The sequence below is a fragment of the Phocaeicola fibrisolvens genome (assembly GCF_025567125.1).
Lineage (GTDB): Bacteria > Bacteroidota > Bacteroidia > Bacteroidales > Bacteroidaceae > Phocaeicola > Phocaeicola fibrisolvens.
The window spans coordinates 54611-80118 of the sequence record NZ_JAOQJI010000016.1 but is presented as its reverse complement, the minus strand read 5'-3'; the positions used below and the strand labels follow the sequence as shown (position 1 = coordinate 80118).

23 protein-coding genes are annotated in these 25508 nt (G+C 42.2%); 10 read left to right on the top strand and 13 right to left on the bottom strand.

The genetic code is table 11. From position 1 onward, the window contains the following. Positions 1-364 precede the first annotated feature (364 nt). Positions 365-928 carry a hypothetical protein gene (locus tag OCV81_RS08830; protein WP_148329707.1) on the top strand — a complete coding sequence of 188 codons (564 nt, stop codon included), beginning with the start codon at positions 365-367 and terminating at the stop codon, positions 926-928. Further along, entirely contained in the window at positions 925-1767 is an 843-nt protein-coding gene (locus tag OCV81_RS08825; RefSeq protein WP_148329706.1) for a hypothetical protein, read from the top strand. The genes OCV81_RS08830 and OCV81_RS08825 overlap by 4 nt, the downstream gene beginning before the upstream one ends. Positions 1768-2188: 421 nt before the next feature. Here the strand turns inward: OCV81_RS08825 and OCV81_RS08820 are convergent, their stop codons facing one another. The 9 genes from OCV81_RS08820 to OCV81_RS08780 form a co-directional block, all read right to left on the bottom strand. Beyond that, positions 2189-2644, bottom strand: coding sequence for a DUF5053 domain-containing protein (locus OCV81_RS08820; RefSeq protein WP_148329705.1), 456 nt, complete (start codon positions 2642-2644; stop codon positions 2189-2191). A 42-nt stretch (positions 2645-2686) separates the two neighbouring features. Beyond that, the gene (locus tag OCV81_RS08815; protein ID WP_178287737.1) at positions 2687-2854 is read right to left on the bottom strand and encodes a hypothetical protein; all 168 of its coding nucleotides are present in this window, start codon (positions 2852-2854) and stop codon (positions 2687-2689) included. A gap of 88 nt (positions 2855-2942) precedes the next feature. Beyond that, complete coding sequence (locus OCV81_RS08810) at positions 2943-4127, bottom strand: phage integrase SAM-like domain-containing protein (protein WP_148329704.1); 1185 nt, start codon at positions 4125-4127, stop codon at positions 2943-2945. 345 nt (positions 4128-4472) lie between these two features. Further along, the gene (locus tag OCV81_RS08805; protein WP_148329703.1) at positions 4473-5204 is read right to left on the bottom strand and encodes a LytR/AlgR family response regulator transcription factor; all 732 of its coding nucleotides are present in this window, start codon (positions 5202-5204) and stop codon (positions 4473-4475) included. Next, positions 5201-6280, bottom strand: a complete 1080-nt coding sequence (locus OCV81_RS08800) for a sensor histidine kinase (RefSeq protein ID WP_148329702.1) — start codon at positions 6278-6280, stop codon at positions 5201-5203. The genes OCV81_RS08805 and OCV81_RS08800 overlap by 4 nt, the downstream gene beginning before the upstream one ends. Positions 6281-6432: 152 nt before the next feature. Further along, complete coding sequence (locus tag OCV81_RS08795; RefSeq protein WP_148329701.1) at positions 6433-7653, bottom strand: ABC transporter permease; 1221 nt, start codon at positions 7651-7653, stop codon at positions 6433-6435. Positions 7654-7672: 19 nt separating this feature from the next. Beyond that, positions 7673-8419 carry an ABC transporter ATP-binding protein gene (locus OCV81_RS08790; RefSeq protein ID WP_148329700.1) on the bottom strand — a complete coding sequence of 249 codons (747 nt, stop codon included), beginning with the start codon at positions 8417-8419 and terminating at the stop codon, positions 7673-7675. 12 nt (positions 8420-8431) lie between these two features. After that, complete coding sequence (locus tag OCV81_RS08785; RefSeq protein WP_148329699.1) at positions 8432-9649, bottom strand: efflux RND transporter periplasmic adaptor subunit; 1218 nt, start codon at positions 9647-9649, stop codon at positions 8432-8434. Positions 9650-9661: 12 nt separating this feature from the next. Continuing rightward, positions 9662-11005 carry a TolC family protein gene (locus OCV81_RS08780; RefSeq protein ID WP_148329698.1) on the bottom strand — a complete coding sequence of 448 codons (1344 nt, stop codon included), beginning with the start codon at positions 11003-11005 and terminating at the stop codon, positions 9662-9664. A 142-nt stretch (positions 11006-11147) separates the two neighbouring features. Between OCV81_RS08780 and OCV81_RS08775 the strand changes: the two genes are divergently transcribed. The 6 genes from OCV81_RS08775 (at position 11148) to OCV81_RS08750 (ending at position 19380) form a co-directional block, all read left to right on the top strand. Next, a complete protein-coding gene (locus OCV81_RS08775; RefSeq protein WP_148329697.1) occupies positions 11148-11366 on the top strand; it encodes a DUF4492 domain-containing protein in 219 nt (72 codons plus the stop codon). A 38-nt stretch (positions 11367-11404) separates the two neighbouring features. Next, a complete protein-coding gene (locus OCV81_RS08770) occupies positions 11405-12901 on the top strand; it encodes a cytochrome ubiquinol oxidase subunit I (protein ID WP_148329696.1) in 1497 nt (498 codons plus the stop codon). Between the two features lie 34 nt (positions 12902-12935). Beyond that, on the top strand, positions 12936-14087 hold the full coding sequence (gene cydB / locus OCV81_RS08765; protein ID WP_148329695.1) for a cytochrome d ubiquinol oxidase subunit II: 1152 nt from the start codon (positions 12936-12938) through the stop codon (positions 14085-14087). Between the two features lie 387 nt (positions 14088-14474). After that, positions 14475-16364 carry a glycoside hydrolase family 97 protein gene (locus tag OCV81_RS08760; protein WP_262640292.1) on the top strand — a complete coding sequence of 630 codons (1890 nt, stop codon included), beginning with the start codon at positions 14475-14477 and terminating at the stop codon, positions 16362-16364. A gap of 128 nt (positions 16365-16492) precedes the next feature. After that, a complete protein-coding gene (locus tag OCV81_RS08755) occupies positions 16493-18145 on the top strand; it encodes a glycoside hydrolase family 43 protein (protein WP_148329693.1) in 1653 nt (550 codons plus the stop codon). Positions 18146-18159: 14 nt separating this feature from the next. Beyond that, positions 18160-19380: a glycoside hydrolase family 88 protein gene (locus OCV81_RS08750; protein WP_148329692.1), complete on the top strand. Its 1221-nt coding sequence runs from the start codon at positions 18160-18162 to the stop codon at positions 19378-19380. Between the two features lie 73 nt (positions 19381-19453). Here OCV81_RS08750 and OCV81_RS08745 read toward each other — a convergent pair whose 3' ends face one another. The 4 genes from OCV81_RS08745 to OCV81_RS08730 all read right to left on the bottom strand — a co-directional run bounded on the left by OCV81_RS08745 (position 19454) and on the right by OCV81_RS08730 (position 23610). Further along, positions 19454-22690: a S41 family peptidase gene (locus OCV81_RS08745; RefSeq protein ID WP_148329691.1), complete on the bottom strand. Its 3237-nt coding sequence runs from the start codon at positions 22688-22690 to the stop codon at positions 19454-19456. A 10-nt stretch (positions 22691-22700) separates the two neighbouring features. Beyond that, a complete protein-coding gene (locus tag OCV81_RS08740) occupies positions 22701-22961 on the bottom strand; it encodes a hypothetical protein (RefSeq protein ID WP_148329690.1) in 261 nt (86 codons plus the stop codon). 4 nt (positions 22962-22965) lie between these two features. After that, positions 22966-23334: a phage holin family protein gene (locus OCV81_RS08735; protein ID WP_148329689.1), complete on the bottom strand. Its 369-nt coding sequence runs from the start codon at positions 23332-23334 to the stop codon at positions 22966-22968. A gap of 72 nt (positions 23335-23406) precedes the next feature. Beyond that, a complete protein-coding gene (locus tag OCV81_RS08730; protein WP_022054024.1) occupies positions 23407-23610 on the bottom strand; it encodes a YtxH domain-containing protein in 204 nt (67 codons plus the stop codon). Positions 23611-23801: 191 nt separating this feature from the next. Here OCV81_RS08730 and OCV81_RS08725 point away from each other — a divergent pair, with 191 nt between their 5' ends. Together OCV81_RS08725 and OCV81_RS08720 are read left to right on the top strand one after the other, a co-directional pair. After that, positions 23802-24290: an SPOR domain-containing protein gene (locus tag OCV81_RS08725; protein WP_148329688.1), complete on the top strand. Its 489-nt coding sequence runs from the start codon at positions 23802-23804 to the stop codon at positions 24288-24290. Positions 24291-24401: 111 nt separating this feature from the next. After that, the gene (locus OCV81_RS08720; RefSeq protein ID WP_148329687.1) at positions 24402-25355 is read left to right on the top strand and encodes a PCMD domain-containing protein; all 954 of its coding nucleotides are present in this window, start codon (positions 24402-24404) and stop codon (positions 25353-25355) included. The last annotated feature ends 153 nt before the right edge of the window (positions 25356-25508 follow it).

Genomic DNA, 25508 nt, shown 5'->3' with positions numbered 1-25508 from the left:
TGATTTCAACGATATCAAAGAACTCGATTATCCCCTTTTTGAAGGACTATTTGATTAATTTTTTAACTCGTCCATTTTTATTGGACACTAATGAACATAAAAGTATATATAATATTTTAGCTATGAAACATAATAAATAAAATACTTATAGTACAGAAATCGACTTAAAACAAAAAAATATATGTACTTGGAATGCTATGAAATAATTTTAATATATGTCTTTGAAACAGAAAAGTAGTGTACATTGTTTTTATAGTCTAGTCATATTACTATCTTTTTTTGAAAATGTCAAGAAACATGTTATTGTTGTTGTTTATTGTTTATTTAAGTATTTATTTTGCAATGAAATTTATGGTTATCAAAAATGGACAATTTATATAACATATATATACATAACCTAGCTAAAAATAATATTGATAAATTATTTCTTAATTCTGACTGCGAAAAAATGAAAACTGTTTTCGTTGAGATGTTTACTCATGCAGAAAAAGAACTAAGAATATTTGCAGGTAATATGTGTAATGAGACAACATCATCACAAGAATATATAAATGCGATTAGTGATTTTATCGAACGAAAGGGGAAATTAAGAATTTTACTTAATAATTACGATGAAGATAAAATAAAAAAATCGGATTTATTCAGACGAATAGCTTATTATCAATCTTGTGGGTATGACATAATACTAAAGAGAACTGATGATAAGCCATTTGTACGATTAAATAATTCAGAAATAAATGTACACGTATCTATAGGAGATAAAAAATCTTACAGGTTAGAATTTGATACTGAAAATAGGCGTGCAATGTGCAATATGAGTAATCATGCTAAAGCAAATGAGTTTGCTGATTTCTTTGACAAATGTTTTGATGAAGAATATGCTGAAGTTATTGATTTAGGTGCGCTTTTTAATATGAAAGAACAATGATGGAGCTTGGAAGTTTTACGTCTGCTATTGAATTAGCAGCAACATTAAATATTTTATATATTGCTGTTGAATTCTCAAAATCATATTCATATATAATAATACGACATATTGTTCAAATAGATAATTTTGTTACGCGATGTAAGGAAGAATGTTATGCCCATCTTGATGAAGAAACACTTAAAAACATACCTGATAATATTGCTGGGAAAAACACAAAAAAATTAAGAGAAGCATTGAGTATTGATATTAGCAAAGAAAAGAGTGAAATTGATGGGATGAAGGACTTTTTTAACCAACTAATATCAAAAAGAATAAAAGCTTCATCCATCTGCTTTTCATGCATATCGTTGTATCTTTTTCTTTTTTGTATATTATCGCTTTTTTATTCAGGAGTACAAAATGAACATATATTTATTGATATGTTTTGGCTCTTGTTTACCACATTATCATATATCATTGTTCTAGGACTTTCTTTATTTGATGGTTATATTCATCGGTGGGTCTCGCTAAAGATAATACTAATGACCTTATTCATTACTTCCATAATATCAGGCTCTATTACATATATTGCGTCTTTCACAACAAATCCAATACAACAGAATTTTTTTATTTATAATTATTTAGCAATATCTGTTGTAATGACTGCCATTTTACCGTATATACATTTTATCATTTATACAATAAAAACATATTATATAGTAAAAGACTTGAAAGGAACCATGAATAGTCACGTTGATGAGACAAAGAAAAGATGCCTGGAGATTGAAAATAAAATTAATAATTTTAATTCCTTTAAATCAACCTATGAACAATTAGAAATATCTCTTCCAGATGCATAATAGTCTCATAATTTGCTTTCTACAAAATATTAAGATATTTTCTGCAATTAAACAATCCAAATAAAAATTCATTTTATAGGACTCTGCTAATTAAATGATAATATTTGTTGCGTAGAAGTTCGCTTTATTTTAAGGCCAACAAGCCCCGACCAGATTATAATCCGGAAGGGGCTTTTTATGCAACCAGCCTCAACAACACTAATAATCAACATCACCTGCTGGTTGTATTAGTGTTACTTATTAGGAATGAAAAAGTTCGGTGTGGGTATAAAAAAAGTGAGGGGAACCACCCCCTCACTAAAAGTCAAACCAAAATCCGGGCCACTGCCCTTCATTATGGCATTGCAAATATACGAATTATTTTTCATGAACAAAAAATCCCCGCATCGGCTTAATGCGGGGACATGTCAAACAAAGTCACTTAATTAAATTTAAGCGAAGCCGAAGTTCTTTTGATTTTATTGCTAATGTCTTCCAGTGCATTCAGGAATGTTTGAAATTCATTTTGTGTGAATTTTGCAGGCTTTCCATTTACAGTATATCCATTTATGCGCTGATACAGCCAGTTCCGGCTTTTGCCAAAGTATTTCTTTGCTATGTAGCTGAATGAGATTATATCAGGAAGTTCCCCCAGCTTATCCTTTAGTATAGTTTCTTCTGCCCTGGTAATAAAATCCTCGCAAGCCTCAACGGTAGCTTTTAGCCCTTCTTTGGAATCTGCAATGTACTTTTTTCTATCTGCTTCATTCATTGAAGACAGTTTCTCCTGCATTTCCTTTTTGAATGCAAGTTTTTCTTCGGAAGTTTTTAGCTCTTTGAATTTCTCAAATGCAGCCTGCATGTCAGCATTTGGAAGGTATTTATCCATATTATCCATAAATCTATTTTTAATGCCCTCCCAGTAGGGAGGGCTGTTTTTTTACTCTTTTTCCAACATCTTTCGGATTTCGTTCATCCGATCAAGAATATCATTAACCATCTTTTCGTATTCTGATTTATCAAGAACTCCGTAGGTTGAATGAAATTCGATTAGCAGTTTGAGATTCTTGTACTCTTCTTCTAGCTTTTTCCTTTCTTCATTTTCCATGTTGTTTTAATTAAGTGAATAACTCTTTGTTTGACACTACAAAGATAATAAGCATTTGCATATTATCAAAATGTTTCGGTGTTTTTTTTTACGTCAGATTATCAAGAATTTCTCTGATTGCCTTGTCTGCATGTTTCTTCATAATGGATACATAGTTGAATATCGGCCGGCTGTCTTTCATTGATTGTCCGATGCAATATTCGAGCGTGGACAATGGAATACCTAAGTCGAATCCGTGTTGAACGAAAGACTTACGGGCTGAATACAGGGTAAAATAATGCTTAATTCCGCCAATTTCTGCCAGTTTCTTAATCTTTCTTGCAAGAACATTGTAGCAGCTTACATAGCTTGAATAACGGCCGAAAATGAGTTTTCCTGATTTCTTGTCCATGTATCGTTGTATGATTGGCTTTGCCTCATCAGGAATAGAGAAGTTCACCGCATTGTCTCCCTCTTTAGTGTGTCTGGTCTTTTTTCGGACATAGTATATTTCATCTGTATTCCGGAAGTCGTATTCCAGCATATCAACAAGATTCATTCCGGCAAGATAATAAGTCAGCATGAAAATGTCACGTACTACTGAAAGGCTGTGTGTGTCCAGTCTGGCATCACGTATTTTCTTAAGCTGCTCTACTGTTATGTACGTGTCCCTTTTCTTTGCTGACGGAACTTTAGCCGTCACGAATGGGTCCACTTCGAATGATACATATCTCATTTTCACTGCATAGTTGATGATTACTTTCAGAAGAGTAATGTATATCTTAATACTTGTCTGGGAGAGTTTGTCTTTCTGAAGGCTCATTAAGTAGTTGTTGATCCGAATTGGAGTGATGTGTTCCATCAGAGTGTCATTACCGGCGAAGTCCATGTACCTGTTAGCTGCAAGCCTGTACAGCTTGTAGGTCTTTCCTCTGTCATCCTTGTCAATCTGTGATAGATATTCGTCTGCTATATCAGAGAATGTCCTGTGCTTTTCTCCGGAGATTGGTGATTTGATTATCTTGATAAGCTGGCTGCATGTAAGGCTGTCTGCAAAAGGAATGTTTGACGCTCTTTCTTCATACGCTGACAGCAGCTTCATGAGGTGTATGTTCAGCCTTTCCTTGTCTGGTCTTTTGACGATCCTTCCGTTGCTTATTTCTTTCTCTGAGTCTATCGTTACATCAGTCGGGATGTATCTTGTTTGCCGGCAATGTGTAACTGCTATCCTTACAGTGTGTTTATTGTTTTTTAAGATTAAATTCGGGACAATTGTTAAAAAAAATGTTGCCATACTGGTTTATATTTTAAACTGGAATAAAAGTGGAATGAAATACGCCCAAAAGTGAGGTTTTTTCTATCATTCACACGTTACAAATTAGATTGCGAAAAGTTCGGTATGTATCCCTAACTACTTGAAAACCAGCAATAAAAAAGATACTCCCGCTGAACACTTTCAGCAGGAGTATCACAACACAAAAACTAAACTAGACTTAACTAAACTATTCTAAAGGAAGTTTCACAACTTCCGCTTTTATTATGTACGCTACAAATATAGGGTTTAGATTGATTGTAGCCAAAGAAAATCAGTAAAAAATTGGATTGTTTCAGAAAAAAATGTTGAAAATACAACAGATTTTCAAATAGTATGTTTATTAACATAATTTTGGAGCTCCTGTTTGTAGCTGTCAGATATCGGAATGTAGTCTTTCCCGAAAACAATTCTTCCTTTTTCTATGATTTTTATTTTTTGTTTTTGCACAATGAAAGACCGGTGAATTCGAATAAAACGATTGGCTGGCAGTTTGTCTTCCATCATCTTCATGCTGACCAATGACAGAATCGGACGGGGATTGTCTTCCAAGTGAATTTTAATGTAATCTTTGAGTCCTTCTATATAAAGAATCTTATCCAGTTCTATTTGGATCAGTTTATAGTCGCTTTTTACATAAATATATTTCAGATCCTCGGAAGACTGTATTTCTTCGGACGCATTTTCAGCTTTTTGACAAAGCCCGAACCACTGTATGGCTTTGTTGACGGCTGTCATGAAATCTGTATAGCTAATAGGCTTGAGCAGATAATCGAGAGCATTTACCTTATAACCGTCCAAGGCATATTGCCCGAAGGCAGTTGTAAAGATGATGCGTGTACTGCTCGGAATTATTTTGGAAAACTCCAGTCCGTTCAGTTCCGGCATTTGGATGTCCAGAAAAATCAAGTCCACCGGATGTCCGTTCAGGAGTTCCATGGCTTGAATGGCACTGGAATACGCTCCGCATAGTTCCAGTGAAGGGGTTTTCTTTACATAGCTTTCCAGTAATCCGAGTGCTAAGGGTTCATCATCAATAATGGCGCATTTGATTGTCATGGCATTGTTTTTTTATGATTAGTGTCTGGAATATCAATTGTTAAAACCGAACTGTATTCTTTCTGGTCGGGACTGACCTGGTGTTGCCATTCGTAATGTCCGGCATACAGCAATTCCAGTCTTTTTTGTACCTGTTCCAGTCCGATACCCGATCCGCTTTTGTCAGTGGCACTTTTGGGGTAGTTGCTGTTGCGTATTATACAGTGGATTTTGTTCTCTTTTTCAGTTAATGTGATGTCGATAAAGCTGGGTGCTGTGGGGGATACTCCGTGCTTGAAGGCATTTTCTATCAGTGAAATGAACAGCAAGGGGGCCACAGGACTCTGACTGTCCGGATGGATTTGGAAATGTGTGCTGATTTTCACCTGAGAAGAAACCCGGATACGCATCAGTTCGATGTAGTTCCGTATGAATTCCACTTCTTTGGTAAGAGGAACAAAATTTTCCTGGTTGTCGTACAGCACGTACCGTAGCAGCTTGCTGAGTTCCTGAATAGCTTGCTGGGCCTTTTCCGTATCGAATGCGGTGAGTGCATAGATATTGTTCAGCGTATTCAGCAAGAAATGAGGATTCAGTTGGTTGCGGAGGTTCTTAAGTTCTGCTTCCGTACGGCTTTTCACTGCTTCCCGGCGCGCCAGTTCCGTAGCACTCCAACGGAGACTCATCCGGATGGCCACACTCAACCCTACCATAAAAATCATACTGGTAATGTCTCTTATATAAAAGATATATTGGGGAGGAAGGTAAGAGCGGGGACGCACAGGAGGCGGAAATGCAAGCATGTTGTGCCAGTAGCGTAATCCGATGGAAACGACAAGAATAAGCACAAGGTTTAGCAGAATAAAACGTCCGATATGCTCTTTGAATAGTATTTGGGGAATCAGAATCAGGTAATTGACATAAAAAATGACAAAGAAGGAAAGAGAAACTCCCGAATGATTGATAAATTCTTTCCAGTCGATATTCCCGTTGTCGTGTTGGGTAAAAAACAGCGGAAACCCGAAGAACAATCCCCAGCATATTGTGTGGATGATTAATTCCAGTAAGCGGTGTTTGTTATGAGTTATATGCACCATATCGGATTGATTTAAAGCAAAGATACGATTTTTTAAGAAAAGTCCGGCCGTCGCACACCGTAAATATATATGATTATCTACGGTATAAATAGACGGCCGGACAGGAAACCAAAGTTATGAAGAACAAAGTAGTTCCGTTATTTATTTATCATTTATTCATAGCGCAGTGCTTCAATCGGGTCCAGGTCGGCCGCTTTCTTGGCCGGATACCACCCGAAGAATACACCGGTGAAGGTACATACTGCGAATGACAGCAATACACTCCACGGTTGGATGAATACAGGCCAATGGGCAACTGTCTTGATGATGAAGCTGGCTCCACATCCCAGAATTACTCCAATCAACCCTCCGGTGATACTGATCAGGATGGATTCTATCAGGAATTGTGACAGAATATCCACTCCTCTCGCTCCCACAGACATACGGAGTCCGATTTCGCGTGTACGTTCGGTTACACTGACGTACATGATGTTCATGATACCGATACCTCCTACCACCAGGGAAATTCCTGCGATACAGGCCAGCAAGGTAGTCATCAGGTCGGTGGTGGTATTCAGCATAGAGCTGAGTTCCTGCTGTGTACGGATGGTGAAGTCATCGTCGTCCGTTTCTTTCAGTTTATGTTCTCTTCTGAGGATATTTGTGATTTCGTCAACGGCTTCTTCCGTCATGTCTTCTGTCAGGGCAGAAGCAAAGATACCGCTCAGATAGGTCTGGGCAAGCAGACGTTTCATTACTGTGCTGTAAGGTGCCAGTACCACGTCATCCTGGTCCATGCCCATAGAGTTGTATCCTTTCGATTTGAGTACCCCGATTACTCGGAGAGGAACCTGGTTGCAGCGGATAATCTTTCCAATCGGGTCTTGTCCGTCGGGGAACAGGTTGTCTACAATGGTTTTACCAATGACACACACTTTTGCTGCCGTACGGATATCTTCTTCCGTAAACATATCCCCTTGTTCCACGGTCAGCTGACGGATGGTCAGATAGCCGAGGCTTACTCCGCTCACCGAAGAAGGGTAGTTGTTGGAGCCGGAAATCAGCTGTCCGGAAGCAGAGACATCCGGACTGATGGCAGACAGGTACATACATTCATCACGCAAAGTCTCATAATTTTCCAGCTTCAGCGTTTGCATGCTCGACGGGTCCTGACGGACACCTCCTCGCATCTCGGCTCCCGGATGAATCATGATCATATTGGAGCCCATTTCGGAGATTTGTTTTTGGATACTCCGTTTGGAGCCTTGTCCGATGGCCAGCATGGCAATGACGGAAGCTACTCCGATAATGATTCCCAGCATGGTCAGGAAAGCACGGAGCTTGTTGTTGGCCAATGCCCGAAAGGCTATTTTAAAAAGGTTTGTTCCATTCATAAGTCATCTTGATAAATTGTCAATCATCATCGTTTTTTGGCAGGGCAGCCAGTGCTTCCGCAGCCGAAAGAATATGGGGGTTGGTTACGTCTTCAATGACATGTCCGTCACGCAGTCGGATGTTGCGGCTGCTGTATTGTGACAATTCCGGATTGTGTGTCACGAAGATGATGGTACGTCCTTCCTGATGAAGCTTCTGGAAAAGAACCAGGATTTCGAAAGAAGTACGTGTGTCCAAGTTACCGGTCGCTTCATCGGCTAGGATAACCGCCGGATTGTTAACCAGTGCACGGGCAATGGCCACGCGCTGCATCTGTCCACCGGACATCTGGTTGGACTTGTGTTCCAGACGGTCGGCCAGTCCCACGGCTGTCAGGGCTTCTATGGCCCGACGGCGGCGTTCAGCGGCACTGACGGCACTGTTGTACATCAACGGAAGTTCTACATTTTCTACCGCCGTCGTTTTGGGCAGCAGGTTGTAGTTCTGGAATACGAATCCGATTTTCCGGTTTCGCAGTACCGCCCTCTGTGGTTTGCTCATCGTGCGTACGGATACCCCGTCGAGCAGGTATTCCCCGCTGGTCGGTGTGTCCAGACATCCCAGTGTGTTCAGCAGGGTGGACTTACCGGAACCAGATGTACCCATGATGGTCACAAATTCTCCTTCCTGAATGCTGAACGAGATGCCGCGCAGTGCATGTACTGTTTCATCACCCACCTGGAAATTCCGTTTGATATTTTGTAATTCTATGACAGTCTTTTTCATGACGGTTTCTCCTTATTTTTGTTTTTTCTTGTCACTTCCCGGAGGGCCTGGCATGAACGGGCTTCTTTCTCCGTCGGCAGAAGCTTCGGATGCTGTGGTGTCGGCAAATCCTTTCAATACCGTTTCTGTGACAATCGGTGTTCCTTCACTGATACCTTCCAGAATTTCCGTATGACTTCCGTCGCTCAGACCGACTTTAACCGGGTGAGCGGTGAATCCGTTGGCATCCATGGTCCATACTTTGTGTTCACCTTTACAGTCGGTAATAGTCTTTTTGCCTACCAGCTCTTTTTCTGGAGTAAAACGCAACGCCTTGTTGGGAACCACGAGCACATTGTCACGTGTATCCGTGTAGATGGTCACATTGGCGGTCAGTCTCGGTTTCAACTTCAAATCCGGATTGTCGGCTGTAATGACTACCTCATAAGTGACAACTGTTTCACTGCTGGTGCTACTGGAACTGCTACTGTTGGCGCTTCCCAGTCGGATTTGGTGAACCCGTCCTTCGAATACATCATTCGGATAGGCATCAACGGTAAACGTGACTCTGGCACTGTCTCTCACTCCGGCAATATCGGCTTCGTCCACATCGGCCACTACCTGCATCTTGGTGAGGTCTGCAGCAATGGTAAACAGGGTCGGCGTTTCGAAACCGGAGGCCACGGTCTGTCCTTCTTCTACGTCCTTACTGGTAACGATACCGTTGATTGGAGAAGTGATGGTAGCATAAGAAAGGTTGCGTTCCGCCTTTGAAAGAGCTGCCTGACTTTGTTCGAATGTACTCTTGGCACGTTCGTAATCGTATGTGCTCTGCTCGTAATCAGTTTCGCTGATCAGTTGCTTTTCATGCAGTTTTTTGTTTCTCTCGCATAGTTTTTTCTGATAATCGTATTCGGCTTTTGCGCCGTCGTATGTAGCTTGCGCTGACTGTAAGTCGCTGAGCAGGGTCACTCTATCCATCTCGGCTATCACTTCCCCTTCTTTTACTACCGAATTGTAATCCACGTATATTTTGTCGATGATACCTGAAACCTGTGTACCGACCTCCACTTCAGTGACAGGTTCAATGGTTCCTGTAGCTGTAATGGAATTGCTGATGTTGCCTTTTGCTACTGTTTCGGTGACGAAGTCTACTTTGCCTTGTGCGCTCTTCTTGCCAAAAATCCAGTATCCTGCCACAGCCAGTACAATTACGATGCCAGCTGTGATAATTATTTTTTTCTTGTTCATATTGTTTGGTTATTATAATTCAATGTCTTTTCCTGCGTAAAAATCAAGTAGTGTGCGGTTCAATATCGCCATATACTTGGCCTGAATCCGCTGCTGCTGTGCGCTGAGCAGGTTGTTTTTTTCTGTCAGCAGTTCTACAGTATTCTTCATGCCCAGTTTGAACTGTTCGTTGACCATGTCGAAGCTGGTCTGGCTGCTTTTCAGTTTTACTTCGGCTGCTGCATATTGCTGCTGTGCATTCAGTGCGTCCAGCCAGATGGTCTCGATGTCCGTGTACAATCCTTTCTGTTTGTCCTGAAGGTTCAGCAAAGAGGAATTGTATTGGAACTGTGCTTTTTCTACCGCACTTTTGGTTTGGCGGTTATTGAAAATCGGTACGCTGATGTTCAATCCAATCATGTTGTTCCAGCCATATTTCATCTGCTGTGCCCAGTTGTTCTGACTGGAATTGTTGGTCATACTTGAGGTTGAGGCCGACAGGCTGATGGTCGGGAAATAGCCGCTCTTGGCAGAAGAAATGGCCAGCTTGGCATTGTCAATGCTCAGTTTGCTGCTTTGGATTTCCGGGCGGTTGGCCAGTGCTGTCTGGTACACATCTTCCTGGTTTGGAAGCAGCTGCATCACTTTAGCATCATCCAGTACCGGGAGTTCCAGTTCCATTTCGGCTGTGCCGTCCAGTTCCAGCATCTGTTTCAGCTGAAGCTTGTAATTTCTCAGTGAACTTTCGGAAGTCACCAGCTGATACTCGTCATTTCCTACCTGTGATTCCAGCTGTGCCAGGTCGGCTTTTGAAATGCTTCCTTGATTGAACAGTTCCTTGGCACGTTCGTAAGTGGCTTTACTCACTTCCAGCGTTCCTTTGTTGATGTTAACCGATTCGTCTGCATAAAGAATCTGCAGGAAGAGTTTCGTGATTTCTTCTTTGAGAGTATTCTCGGTTTCTGCCACACTCAGTTCGGCTATTTCTTGGTTTTTCTTTTGTTGTTTGATGTTGTTCAGGCGCTGTCCGCCGTTCCAAAGTGTCCATTGTGCCGACAAGCTGTAACTGCCGTTGTAGGTAGTCTTGTTGGTACTGCTGATGATTTCCGTTCCACTTACGGTGGCGCTGTTTTCCTGATACGGACGGTTCACCAGATTCTGTCCGGTATTGAATGAAAGGCTGGGGAAGAGTGCGGCCTTTGCTGTTTTCACATCCACTTCGCTTTCCTGTAAGGAAATCTTGTTCTGCTGTAGCTGGATGTTTTTCTCCAGCGCATAATTTATGCAGTCATCAAGCGACCAGGTTTGTTTCTCTTGAGCATTCGCCGACAGGAAAGTCGCGAATGCAGCGAAGAAAATGAGTTCTCTTTTTTTCATATTTCATTGAATTTTTACATTGCAAATGTATTCCTTTATATAAAGAAGCGCAAAACAGATAGATTTTTCCACAGAATATCTCGATAAACTCTTGTTTTTTCCCGATAAAGCATTTACTTTGTAATCATTATAAAACTAGATTATGATTAAAAAGACTATCATTCGAATTTTTTATTTTTACCGTGACGGTTTTCGGGAGATGACCATCGGCCGGACCTTATGGGCCATTATCCTGATAAAGCTTTTTGTCATGTTCTTTATCCTGAAATTGTTTTTCTTCCCTTCGTTTCTGAGTGGAAAGAGTGAGGAAGAAAAACAGGATTATGTAGGAGTGGAACTGACCGACCGGATGGCAGAATAACTATACCTTATTAATATTAACCGATAAAGTGATTTTTTATGCTTGAAACAATCGACACTTCGATGATTGACTGGTCGAGGGCACAGTTTGCCTTGACGGCCATTTACCATTGGTTGTTTGTGCCACTGACATTGGGCTTGGCCGTGATTATGGCAACTATGGAAACACTGTATGTGCGTTCCGGAAATGAATTCTGGAAGCGTACGGCAAAGTTCTGGATGAAACTTTTTGGAATCAATTTCGCCATTGGTGTGGCTACAGGTTTGATTCTGGAGTTCCAGTTCGGTACCAACTGGAGTAATTATTCCTGGTTTGTGGGCGACATCTTCGGAGCTCCGCTGGCCATTGAAGGTATTTTGGCCTTCTTTATGGAAGCCACTTTTGTGGCCGTCATGTTCTTCGGCTGGCACAAGGTGAGCAAGGGGTTCCACCTGGCTTCCACTTGGTTGACTGGGTTGGGAGCTACAATTTCTGCCTGGTGGATTCTAGTGGCTAATTCCTGGATGCAGTATCCTGTGGGAATGGAATTCAATCCGGAAACCATGCGTAATGAGATGGTCGACTTTATGTCGGTGGCTTTCTCTCCGGTGGCAGTGGTGAAGTTCTTCCATACCGTATTGAGCAGCTGGATGGTAGGTGCTGCTTTTGTTATCGGTATAAGTGCCTGGTATCTGATTCGCAAGCGTGAAAAAGAATTTGCATTGGCCAGCATGAAGGTGGCTGCAGCGGTCGGACTGTTTGCGGCACTGGTAACGGCTGGAACGGGCGACAAATCGGCTTATCAGGTGGCACAGGTGCAGCCTATGAAACTGGCTGCCATGGAGGCGCTATATGATGGAGGCACGCACGAGCCACTTACGGTGGTCGGTGCCATTAAGATTCCGGAAATGCTTTCCTTCCTGGCTACACACAGCACTTCGGGCTATGTGCCGGGTATTAATGATTTGCAGAACGGTGGCTATACGCTTCCGGACGGTTCTACCGCACTTTCTGCGGAGGAGAAGATAGCCAACGGAAAGAAGGCTATTACGGCATTGGCTGATTTTCGCAGAGCCAAACAGCAAGGCGACGAGTCGGCTATGCAGATTGCCCGCAGCGCGTTGGATGAGTATATGCCTTATTTCGGTTACGGATATATTCAGGACAAAGACGCACTGGTTCCGCATGTAGGACTGCTGTTCTGGTCGTTCCGTGTGATGGTGGGTCTGGGTATGTATTTCATTTTGTTTTTCCTGGTTATCCTGGTACTGGTCTGGAAAAAACAGTTGGCCAAGCTGAACTGGTTGCACTGGATTGCCTTGTGGAGCATCCCGTTGGCTTACATTGCCAGTCAGGCCGGATGGATTGTGGCCGAGATGGGCCGCCAGCCTTGGACCATTCAGGACATGCTGCCCGTCAATGCAGCCGTGTCGAAACTGGAAACGGGTTCCGTACAGACCACTTTCTTTATTTTCCTTGTGATGTTTACCGTGCTGCTGATTGCGGAAATCGGTATTATGGTGAAAGCTATCCGCAAAGGACCGGACGAGAAATAAACTAACCGATACATTATCTTAAAACCGAAAAAATATGGATTCAACTTATATATTCTTGCAGCATTACTGGTGGTTTCTGGTTTCTTTGCTGGGTGCATTGCTGGTGTTTCTGCTGTTTGTGCAGGGAGGAAACTCTTTGCTGTATTGCCTGGGACGTACAGAAGACGAACGTACTTTGCTTGTGAACTCCACAGGGCGTAAATGGGAATTTACCTTCACAACTCTGGTCACTTTTGGAGGAGCTTTCTTTGCTTCTTTCCCTTTGTTCTACAGCACCAGTTTTGGAGGGGCTTACTGGCTGTGGATGATTATCCTTTTCAGCTTTGTGCTGCAGGCGGTGTCTTATGAGTTTCAGTCGAAACTGGGAAACTGGCTGGGCAAGCGTACTTATCAGTTCTTTTTGGTGTTGAACGGAGTGGTCGGCCCGCTGTTGCTGGGTGCGGCTGTGGCTACTTTCTTCAACGGCTCCAATTTCGTAGTAAGTAAGGGTAATCTGACCGATGAGATGATGCCGGTCATCAGTCATTGGGGAAACGGCTGGCATGGATTGGATGCTTTTGGCGACCCTTGGAATTTGATTCTGGGATTTTCCGTGCTGTTCCTTGCTCGTTTGTTGGGTAATCTGTATTTCATCAACAATATCCGTCACGAGGAACTGAATGCTCGTTTCCGCCGGCAGCTGATTGCGGATGTAGTGCCTTTCCTGGTCTTCTTCCTGGCGTTTGTCATTCGTACGTTGTTGAAAGACGGCTTTGCGGTGAACCCGGACAACGGACTGATTGTGATGGAACCGTTCAAGTATTTCCATAATCTGATAGAAATGCCTTATCTGCTCATCCTGTTCCTGATAGGAGTAGTGGGTGTGTTGTATGGAATCGGCAAGAGTATTTTCTGCAAGACCTATACCCGCGGCATCTGGTTTGCCGGAATCGGTACCGTGCTGACGGTGCTGGCCTTGTTGCTGGTGGCTGGTTATAATCATACGGCTTATTATCCGTCTACTGCCGACTTGCAGAGTTCACTGACCATTGCCAACAGCTGCTCCAGCCAGTTTACCCTGAAAACCATGGCCTATGTGTCTATCTTGGTTCCGTTTGTACTGGCTTATATCATCTATGCATGGCGGGCTATCGACCGCAAGCCGCTGACCATGGAAGAAATAAAAGAAGACGAGCATAGCTATTGATATTGTTTTTTCTTATTAATTTTTACGATGACCGCCCCTGGTTTTAAAACCGGTGGGCGGTTGTTTTTTGTGGAGTTAAGATGAGAATGGAGAAGATTTTTGTCACTTTATAATGCCTTTCTGACGACTTGTGAAGGTGGGGGCCAAAACGTCTAAACGTTTGCGATTGAACGCCTAAGCGTTTTGTCTCAAACGCCTAAACGTTTTGGTTGAAACGTCTAAGCGTTTTGTCTTAAACGCCTAAGCGTTTTTTTATCCAAAATTAGCAAAGAAAGTTTCATCAGATTTGAGTGTTTGGGTCGTGTGGTTCGTATTTTATAGAAAACAATAAGAAAGAATATGAAATATAAGTATTTGATACCGGGATTATGGGTCTTTGGAGCTGTGATGTGTATGGCAGAACCAATTGAATTGGATTTGTCTTCTCCAAAAGGTACACATCATGTGAGATTTTATGAAACAAAATCTGCTTCTGGAGCAAATGAGTTGTGCTATGAGGTGAATTATAATGGGAAGCAGGTGATAAAGGAATCGCAGGCAGGTCTGCAACTGGATAATCGGGTGTGGGAAATGGCACTTGGAGTGCGCGCGTTGAAACAACCCCAATGCTGGATGGATAATTTGGAAGTGGATTCAGTGGCTTATGGCAGCCATGATACAACATGGACACCATTGTATGGGGAACGTAGTTTGGTTCGTGACAATTACAAGTGGGGTACGCTATATTTGTCTAAAAAGGATGGTTCGAATTATCGTCTGAATGTGGAGGTGAGGGCCTATGATGAAGGAATCGCTTTTCGTTATTATTTCCCGGAGCATCCGAAGGCTATCTTTCATAAGGTAGTAGGTGATTTGACCGAATATACTTTTCCGGCAGGAACAATGGCCTGGACGGAACAATGGGCACAGGCTCCATTTGAATATTTAGACGTGGATGCCATTAAGAAGCCTGTGGAACGTGCCTTGACATTGGAATTACCAAACGGAGTCTGGACCGCACTAACCGATGCGGATGTGGATGACTGGTGCTTGACTAAATTTCAGGCTTCGCCAGAAAAACGGCATACATTGACTTCTGTGATGTATAGTCCGGTGGATATTGTTACTTATTATGCAACACCATGGAAGGTAATCATGGCGGCGGATAAACCGGGAGAGCTGCTGGAGCACAATTATATTATTGAGAACTTGAATCCTCCTTGCGAAATAAAAGATACGGATTGGATTAAACCGGGAAAAATCATGCGGGAGACCACGTTGACTACGGCACAGGCATTGAAAACTATTGATTTTTGTGCAGCTCATCGTATTCCGTATATGCTTTTTGATTGGCAATGGTATATGCCTTGTACCTCACATGATGGGGATGCTACAAAGGTAGTGTCAAAACTGGATATGCCGAAAGTAGTGGCATACGGAAAGAAAAAAGGAATTGGAATTTGGTTGTATGTCAATCAGCATGCATTACAAAAGCAAATGAAGGAACTGTTTCCTCTGCTTCATCAATGGGGCATTGTAGGAGTAAAATCGGGGTTTGTGCAATATGCAAGTCATCGTTGGGCTACCTGGTTGCATGAAATGGTACGTTGGGCCGCTGATAATAAACTGATGATGAACATTCATGATGAGTTTCGTCCTTCCGGATTCAGCCGGACGTATCCTAATTTACTGACTCAGGAAGGTATATTGGGCAATGAAGAATTTCCGGATGCGACACACAGTACCATTCTTCCGTTTACTCGTATGATTAATGGAGCGGCAGACTATACTATTTGTTACTATGACAAGCGATTAAAAAATACGCATGCTCATCAGTTGGCTGCTTCGTTGGTGTTTTATAGTCCATTGATGACTATTTTTTGGTATGACAAGCCTGATTTATATGAAGGAGAACCAGAAATAGAATGGTTTGAAAATCTACAGACCGTGTTTGATGAATCACATGTATTGGACGGAATGCCGGGAAAAAATGTAACTATAGCTCGTCGACGTGGAAAGGAATGGTTTGTGGGCATGCTGACCAATAATGAAGGGTCTTTGGAAAAGTTGGACTGCTCATTTTTGGATAAGGATCAAAACTACTTGGCATCGATTTACACAGATGGAGGTGATGAGGTAAAAACGAAAACCCATGTAAAATGTTCGTATGTGCTTGTGCCGTGTAAAGATGTGATTACATTTCGTCTGCTTCCTAGAGGAGGGGCGGCTTTGCGTTTGGTTCCGGTGAATAAGAAGGAAGTTAGCTCTTATGTAGAATATAAGGGCGAACAATTTTAAATATTTATCTTGTCTTTTTAGGTAGAATGAAGAAATGATTCGTATTAGTTTAGGTAAATGGATTTTTGAGTATTGGAATTTTTCTTGGTAAAGATTGTTTTCTATTTTTTATTAAAAGAGGAAGGTGAATGAAAAAATTGTTTCTTATAGTTGGTTTGTGGTGGGCTGGAATGTTGCAATCCGGAATGGCGCAATATCGTTCACAAGTATGGGTGGCAGATGAAGGAAATGGAATGTATCATAATCCTGTGTTGCATGCTGATTATTCAGATCCTGATGTCTGTGCGGTAGATGGGGAGTATTTTCTTACAGCTTCTAGCTTTAACTGTACACCAGGGTTGCCTATTCTACATTCCAAAGACCTGGTGAATTGGAAAATTGTTAATTATGCATTGAAACAGCTGGAGCCGGTAGCGTACTTTAATGAAGTTCGTCACGGAAAAGGCGTGTGGGCTCCTTCCATTCGTTTTCATGAAGGTGTATATTATATTTATTGGGGAGATCCGGATTTTGGAATTTTCATGGTAAAGACTCGTGACCCGTATGGGGAATGGGAGAAACCGATACTGGTAAAAGCTGGAAAAGGGATGATTGATCCTTGTCCGTTGTGGGATGATGATGGCAAAGTTTATTTGGCGCATGCATGGGCTGGAAGCCGGGCTAAATTTAACAGTATTCTGACGGTCTGTGAGTTGAACAAAGAAGGTACAGCCGTTATCTCAGAGCCGGTATTGGTGTTTGATGGAAATGACGGAGTGAATCATACGGTAGAGGGAGCCAAATTTTATAAGCGGAACGGGTATTATTACATTTTTGCTCCGGCTGGCGGCGTGGTCTCTGGATGGCAATTGGTGATGCGTTCAAAAAATGTGTATGGTCCTTATGAAACGAGGATTGTGATGGCGCAGGGTAAGACTGATATAAACGGACCGCATCAGGGAGGCTGGGTAGATACCCCGTATGGGGAATCCTGGTTTTTGCATTTTCAGGATAAAGGAGCTTATGGCCGTGTGCTGCATCTGAATCCGATGGTGTGGAAAGAAGACTGGCCTGTCATTGGCTTGGATAAAGATGGTGATGGATGTGGCGAACCTGTCAGTCGATATCATAAACCTGCAACCGAGAGGGTGTATCCTATAGAAACGCCGGTTGAAAGTGATGAATTTGATTCTCGCAAACTGGGACTACAGTGGGAATGGCATGCCAACTATCAAGACATATTTGGTTTTACGACTAATATGGGCTACATGCGTATTTATGGTCATGAATTGTCGAAAGATTTTAAGAATTTCTGGGAAGTTCCTAATCTGTTGTTGCAGAAGTTTCCGGCAGAAGAATTTACAGCAACTGCCAAGTTAAAAATTTCAGCCAAGATGGATGGGCAACTTTCAGGTATGATTGTGATGGGATGGGATTATACATGGTTGGGACTAGAAAAACAGGGTGAGAATTTTGTTCTGAAACAAGGAATATGCAAGGACGCGGAACAAGGAAGTCCAGAACAAGTTCTTATGCTGGCACAATTATCTCCGAGCCGTAAATTTGATGCAGGAATATATCCGAATTATGAACGTGAAATTTATATCAGGCTACATGTTGGGAAGGATGCATTATGTCGTTTTAGTTATAGCTTGGATGGGAAGCGTTTTGTGGAAATTGGATCTGTATTCAAGGCTCGCCAAGGAAAATGGATTGGTGCTAAAATGGGGATGTTCAGTGTGACTCCTTATGGAGAAGAACGTGGATGGGTAGATATTGACTGGTTTCATGTGGAGAAATAAAAATATTATGAAATATGAAGATTAAACATCTGTTTTTGGGTATAGGAGTTATGGTATTTGCTTCCTGTGCCGTGGATAAGACTAAGAAGTTGGATGTAGATAAGGAATTGACTTATTGTGACATGCAGATACATCGTGCGTTGAGTGAGTTGGAAAAAGATGGGGAACCTGATTATACCATGGAACCACGTAATATTTTGGCTGGGGAGCGGTTCTGGAACTGCAAAAAGGTGTCTCGGGAAGAATGGACGGGTGGATTTTGGCCGGGAATTTTGTGGTATGATTACGAAGCAACTCAGAATGATACGATTCGGATGCTGGCTGAGAAATATACGGAGTCGCTGGAACTTTTTTCAAGGATTCCTGCATACGATCATGATTTGGGTTTCCTGGTGTTTTGTAGTTATGGGAATGGTTATCGTCTGACACACAATCCCGTATATCGGGATGTGATTATTGCGACGGCCGATTCGTTAGCTACTTTGTTCAATCCGAAAGTGGGTACGATTCTGTCCTGGCCCCGCAACGTGAAAATGCTAGGTGGACATAATACTATTATGGATAATATGATTAACTTGGAAATGCTTTTTTGGGCTGCACGTAACGGTGGAGACAGGCGCCTGTTTGATATGGCGGTCTCTCATGCAGATAAGACCATGGAGAATCAGTTTCGATCAGATTATTCTTCCTATCATGTGGCTGTTTATGATACGGTAAGTGGGAATTGCATTAAGAAATGTACGCATCAGGGATATACCGATGGATCGATGTGGGCACGTGGACAAGCGTGGGCTATCTACGGTTATACGGTTGTATTCCGTGAGACAGGTAATCCTAAATACTTGGATTTTGTAGAAAAAGTAGTGGACGTATATCTGAAGAACTTGCCGGAAGACTATGTTCCCTACTGGGATTTTAATGCTCCGGATATACCAGATGCGCCAAGAGATGCTTCTGCGGCCTGTGTGGTAGCTTCAGCTTTATTAGAATTGTCAGACTTTTATGGTAATGGGAAAGGGGAGAAATACAAAAAAGTTGCGGAAAAGATGTTGTGTAGCTTGAGTTCTGAGAAATATCAGTCGCGTGAGAAAAATGTAGCTTTTTTATTGCATTCCACCGGACATTGGCCCGCAAAGTCGGAAGTAGATGCTTCTATCATTTACGCTGATTACTATTATATTGAGGCTCTAATGAGGTTGAAACGATTGAATGAAGGGAAAAAAGCTGTGGAGTGACAGGTTATTCAGAAAAAACGGGGAAAGATACGAGATGCGTCTTTCTCCGTTTTTGTAGATTGGGAACATCAGATTATTGTTTGCTTTTTAAAGCATCTGCTTCTTTGAGCATTTCTTTGATAGCAGCTTCCAGTTGCTCGTCTTCTCCCTTCAGAGATTTTTCAGGGGTGTTATACACTTTGATATCCGGTTCCAATTGCTTGTTTTCCATATATTGGCCACGCATATCCATGCAGCCTACCTGCGGAATGCCGAACACAATAGTTGGGTCAATTTGGCGTTCCCACCATACGGCGGTCATTGTACCTGGAACGGGGGTTCCAATCAGTTTGCCAATTTTCAGTTCCTTGTAGACCCAAGGGAAGCCGTGGGCGTTGCTGTAGTTGTCTTCGCAAACCATCACACAAGAAGGTTTTAGCCATTTATTGAACGGGTCGCTGCCGATGTATTGCCCGCGTGGGACAAACCGTTGGTATTCTTTTCCACTCAATAAAGTTGCCAAGTCATCATGAAGCCATCCGCCTCCGTTGTGGCGGGTATCTACAATGACAGCTTCTTTGTTACGGTTGCGATCGCTTAACAATTCGCTATATACTTCACGGAAACTAGGACTATCCATTCCTTTGACATGTACGTAGGCTATTCGTCCTCCCGACAGTTTCTCAACTATTTTTTCGTTTCTCTTTACCCAGCGTTTGTAAAGCAGTTCGTTTTGTTGTCCTGTAGTGATAGCTTTTATGGTTGTTTGGAAACGTTTGCCATTTTGCGGATTATAAATGGTCAATTGTACATTTTTGCCTGCTTTTCCCTCCAGCATCGGATAATAATCAATATCCTTCAAGACTGGTTGCCCATCAATTTTTTCAATGATGCATCCTGGGGTAACATCCGTTTTCTTGACAGCGAACGGTCCTTTAGCTATGATTTCCTGAATTTTAAGTCCATCTCCCTCATATTTATTGTCAAAGAAGACTCCTAAACATGCGGTAGATAGCGTGGCTCCCGGTGCGGCATATCGAGCTCCTGTGTGTGAACCGTTCAGTTCGCCCAACAATTCACTCAACATTTCCTGAAAATCATAGTTGTTGTTGATATGTGGAAGGAAGCGCGCATAGCTTTCCCGATAAAATTTCCAGTCTGTGCCGTGTAGATCGGGAACATAGAATTTATCGAGAACTTGTTGCCATACATGATTGAAGATGTATTCGCGTTCTTTGAATGGACGATAATTGAATAAGGCTTCAAAGTTGACGTTTTCAATCTGGTGCTTGTCTGGGTTGATCTTTTTGATTCCCCCGTTGCTGCAAAGAAAAATATGTTTGTTTTCTTTGTCGCATGTCAGTGAGCCATATCCGATACCTTTTAACAATAGTTCGGTCTTTTGTTCTTTTAAATCATGTACCCATAAATCGGCTCCACCTTCAAAGGAAGCCTGGTAGTAGAGCTTGTCACCTTTCGGACTGAGCACAGCATCTCCCAAGTGGGAAGAATTTACAGTTAACCGAATAATACGGTCACGACAGTTTTCCAAATCGAAGGTAAGTGGTTTTATGGCTTTTTCTTTTTCTGATTTTTCCTTTTTCTCTTTCTTCTTATCATCTTGTTGCTCTTTTTCTTCCATCAAAGCAAGTTCTTCCTTGTTGAGGCGGAATCGTTCGTATGCTTCTAGGTCAAAAAACATGATATAGATATCACTTTCCGCTCCCCAGCTTCCATGACTTCTGTAGCCTGCCCGATCGCTTTCCCAAATCATGGCTTTTCCGTCCAGCACCCATTTTGCGTTGGAATCATTGTATCCGCTTTCTGTCAGGTTGTGGATTTCGCCATTGCCGGAAGCATTGACTAACGCCACGTCGCTGTTATTCCATCCACCTGTACCGATATAGCCGCAAAGCAGCCAGCGGCTGTCGGGACTCCATTGGAACCACTGGTCCCCATCGCTGTAAGAATATTCGTACTTCCCGTCCATTGCGGTGCATACGGATTTGTCTTTCAGGTTGAGCACGCGCAAAGTCGTACGATTTTCAAGGAAGGCTACTTTCTTACCGTCTGGGCTATATTGGGGCTGGAAAGAGGCGATTTGCGTTTGCGTAAGCCGTTCTTCCTTAATGCCGGTCGCATAAGTGAATAATTTTTCTTCCTTTTCGGTAAGGGTAGACTGATAAACTTGCCAGATACCATTCCGTTCAGAGGCATATACGATGCTCCGTCCGTCTGGAGAAAAATCTATGCTACGTTCCTGTTCGGGGGTATCTGTGATTTGCTTGGTGGTTTTGTAGTCGGTAGAAGTGACGAATACATCTCCGTGGAGTACGAAAGCCACTTCTTTTCCATTGGGAGAAACAGCGATTTCCGTAGCCCCTGAGGTTCTTATCTGGTGAGCCAGTTCCGTTTCAGTCTGGTCTGTCACGATGCGGATGTTGACTTTCTGTGGAGACTGCCCTTCTTTAACCGTATAGATTTCGCCGTCGTAGCCGTAGCATAACAAACCGTTCTGGGCGGCAGACAGGAAACGTACCGGGTGTTGGGTATGGTGGGTCAGCTGTACTTCGTTGCTCCCATCCAAGTTGCGCTTGAATACATTGAACGAACCTTCTTTTTCACTCAGGTAGTAGAACGACTGGTTGTCGCCACTCCATACTGGGTTGCGGTCTTCTCCGTTGAAGGAGGTCAGTTTCTGGTAAGTGCGCTGGTGGTTGACGTCTTCCTTGCTGAGCCAGATGTCGCGTGTAATGGAAGAAGTATGATGTTTGCGCCAAGGGTCTTCGTAGCCTTTTTGGTCGTGATAGAGCAGGGTAGTCCCATCTTTAGCCACGCTGATGTCTTCCATGGGAAAAGAGGAATACAGGACGGGGCGTCCTCCTTGGGTGTTGACTTCATATACTTGCGGAAACTGGGAACTCGGGAAGGACAGGTCTATCGCATCCGGCATCACACTTGCTCTGAACAAAAGATGCCCATTGTCAGTGAAAGTAACGGGCAATTCATTCCCGGAGTGGGTGGTAAGTCTTTTGGGGGTTCCTCCCTCTTTGGAGATTAAGTAAATGTCTAAACTTCCTTGTCGGGCAGAGGCAAAGGCAATTTGTTGTCCGTCTGGACTCCATATTGGATTTGTGTCATAGGACTGATTGGTCGTTAGTTGTCGGGCATTTCCACCAGTTGAGGGCACAGTGTAGATGTCTCCTTTATAACAAAAAGCAATGGTATTTCCGTCTGGTGAAATGGCACAATGGCGCATCCATAACGGATTCTCTGCTGCTCCTGCAGCACTAAATGCGGCAAGAGCAGCAAAAAGTAACTTTGTTTTCATGTGTGATTTTTTATCTTTTCTTTCGGTTAAAAAAATGGTGAATGCGTTGGAATATCATGATACCGGTTCGCAGTCCGTCGTAAGCAGCTATTCCGGCGTTGATGTGCTGCATCATGTTCTCCATCTTATTTTTGCTTCTTTGAGGAGAAAATAAACTTTGTGTCAGAAACTGGATACGTTCTTTTGACTCTCTCAACTCTTTTTTCTTTTCGGCTCTCAGTTGAGAGATTATTTCTACACTATAATTTGGAGAAGGTTTTATTTCATTCATTATTTTATTCTTTTGAAGTAGGTTCATCAAGGAATAGCCGTGCCAGGAAATGCACCATCGGCTGGAATATCCATTGTTTGCGCATGCGGTAAATTAGTATGGCCATAAGTAGTACTACACCTCCGATGATGGCATATCCTCCAATTAGGCTTCCAACAAGCGGAGCCAAAGCATAGACAAGCATGAATGAAAAATAGAAAAGGGCCATCATGCTTAAAATAATAATAATTAATATGAGGATTAAGGTAGACAGCAAAATGGTCAGTTTTTCGACTAAGTCAAGTTTTATATATTGGCCTTGCAGTTCGAGATATTTCCGGACTTCTTTAAACAGAGATTCCAGATTGTCAATGCTCTTATCGTTTGCAAACATAAGCAATTATTATAAGTGGGAAAAATATAAAGCAGACTTTTCCTCCAAAGCCTGCTTTATACTTATGACAAATTATTCAGCGTCTTTTACTTCGGCTGCTATTTGATCGACTAAATCGTCCATTTCAGCACGATTCAAGCGAATTCCTTTTTTGCGAAGGACTTCCGCAATTTTTCTACGGGTGTCTTCACCTTTTTCCGGGGCAAATAAAATGCCTGCTGCAGCTCCTAAAGTAACACCGCCCAAGAATGCTGCTACAATACTTAATGCTTTCATAAATCTACTTTTTAAAAGTTATTACTTTACAAATCTAATAATAATCCTGATAAGTTGTTCTTTTTTTATTGAAAAATGCACATCAGGGTTGCTTGGAATGTATAATTAACTGATTTTAATAGTCAGGCAGATTTTATATTGTTACCTTTGCAACAAATAATTTGAATATTCATCTAATTGGTATAGATAACATGAAGAAAGTAGTTGTAATGGGAATGGCATTGTGCACTGCACTAGCGTTCTCTTCTTGTAAATCAAGTGAAAGTGCTTACAAGAAAGCTTATGAAAAGGCTAAACAGCAAGAATTGGCTGAGGCATCAGCTGCTACAGAGACACCGGCAGAAGCTCCTGCAGTAGAAACAGCTCCAGCTCCGGTCGTTTCTACAGCTCCTGTACGCGAGGAAAAAGTAGAACTCGTTTCAGGTGACGGATTGAAGGCTTACAGTGTGGTTTGTGGAAGTTTTGGTGTAAAAGCAAATGCAGATGGCTTGAAAACCATGCTCGACAGAGATGGATACAATGCTAAGGTGGTGTATAATGCAGAACGTAATATGTATCGTGTAATTGTTGAGTCTTTCGATACAAGAGAAGAAGCAGTTCGTGCAAAAGATGCATTCAAGGCAAAATATCCGAATCGTGAGGATTTCCAGGGATCTTGGCTGTTGTATCGGGTATATTAATGTGATATAGGTAAGATTTATTATCCCATATATTAGGATTGAAAGCGACCGTATAATAACGGTCGCTTTTTTTTGTATATTTGCCGACTGAAAATATTTTGGATTATATCTATGAAGTGGAATTGGATTTTAGGTGGGGCTTTGGCTGTATTGCCATTAGCTATGCAAGCGCAGGAGAAGGTTGTACCGATTAAATATGGTGATATGGATGAATGGGTGACTCGGCGCATTCATGAATCTGGTATCATTGGGGGAAATACCAAACTATTATATGAACTGGGGCCCACAAAAGAAATTGACGGGAATGTCGCTTATGTAAATCAAGGAGGCTCTCCGTGGGGTAATTCAAATGTGATGGCGAAAGTAATGGGAATTGTAAAGACCAATACTAGTGTATATCCGGAAAAAAGAGGGGATGGGTATTGCGCCCGCCTTGAAACCCACATAGAAAGTGTAAAAGTGCTGGGAATGGTTAATATTACGGTGCTGGCATCAGGTTCTATGTTTTTAGGTGATATGAAGGAACCGATTACTGGGACCAAAGATGGAGAAAAGGCCTTGAATTCAGGACTTCCCTTTACATCTCGTCCGAAAGCTGTCCGGTATGATTATAAAGTACAGATGTCGGGGGAACCCAACCGGATTCGTCAAACGGGCTTCAGTAAGAAGGCTACTATTCCAGGAAAGGATTGTGCCATTATGGTATGCTTGTTGCAGAAACGTACGGAAGATGCTGAGGGAAATATTATTGCTAAACGTGTGGGTACAGTAGCCGTAAAGTATAGCCAGACACAGGACTGGCACAATGGAGCAACTTATGAAATCATGTACGGAGACATCACACAAGATAAGCGTTATGTGCCCGATTTGATGAAACTGGGGGCGGGAGGCTACTATGCCCGTAATAGTAAGGGAGAAAGTAAGTTGATCAAAGAAGTGGGGTGGGCTGGAGAAAATGAGCATCCTACGCACTTGATTCTGCAATTTACTTCCAGTATGGGAGGAGCTTTTATCGGATCACCGGGCAATAAATTATGGATTGATAATGTCAATTTGGTATATTGAGATTGCAAATAGACATTTTTTGAAGTAAAAATGAAATAAAATCTGCCTATATATATAAATAAGGTGTAAAACTCGACTTTTTTTGATTATTTTTTTTCTCTTTCTTGATTGACTTTAAAAAGAAATACTTATTTTTGCATCGCAGTCAAGGGG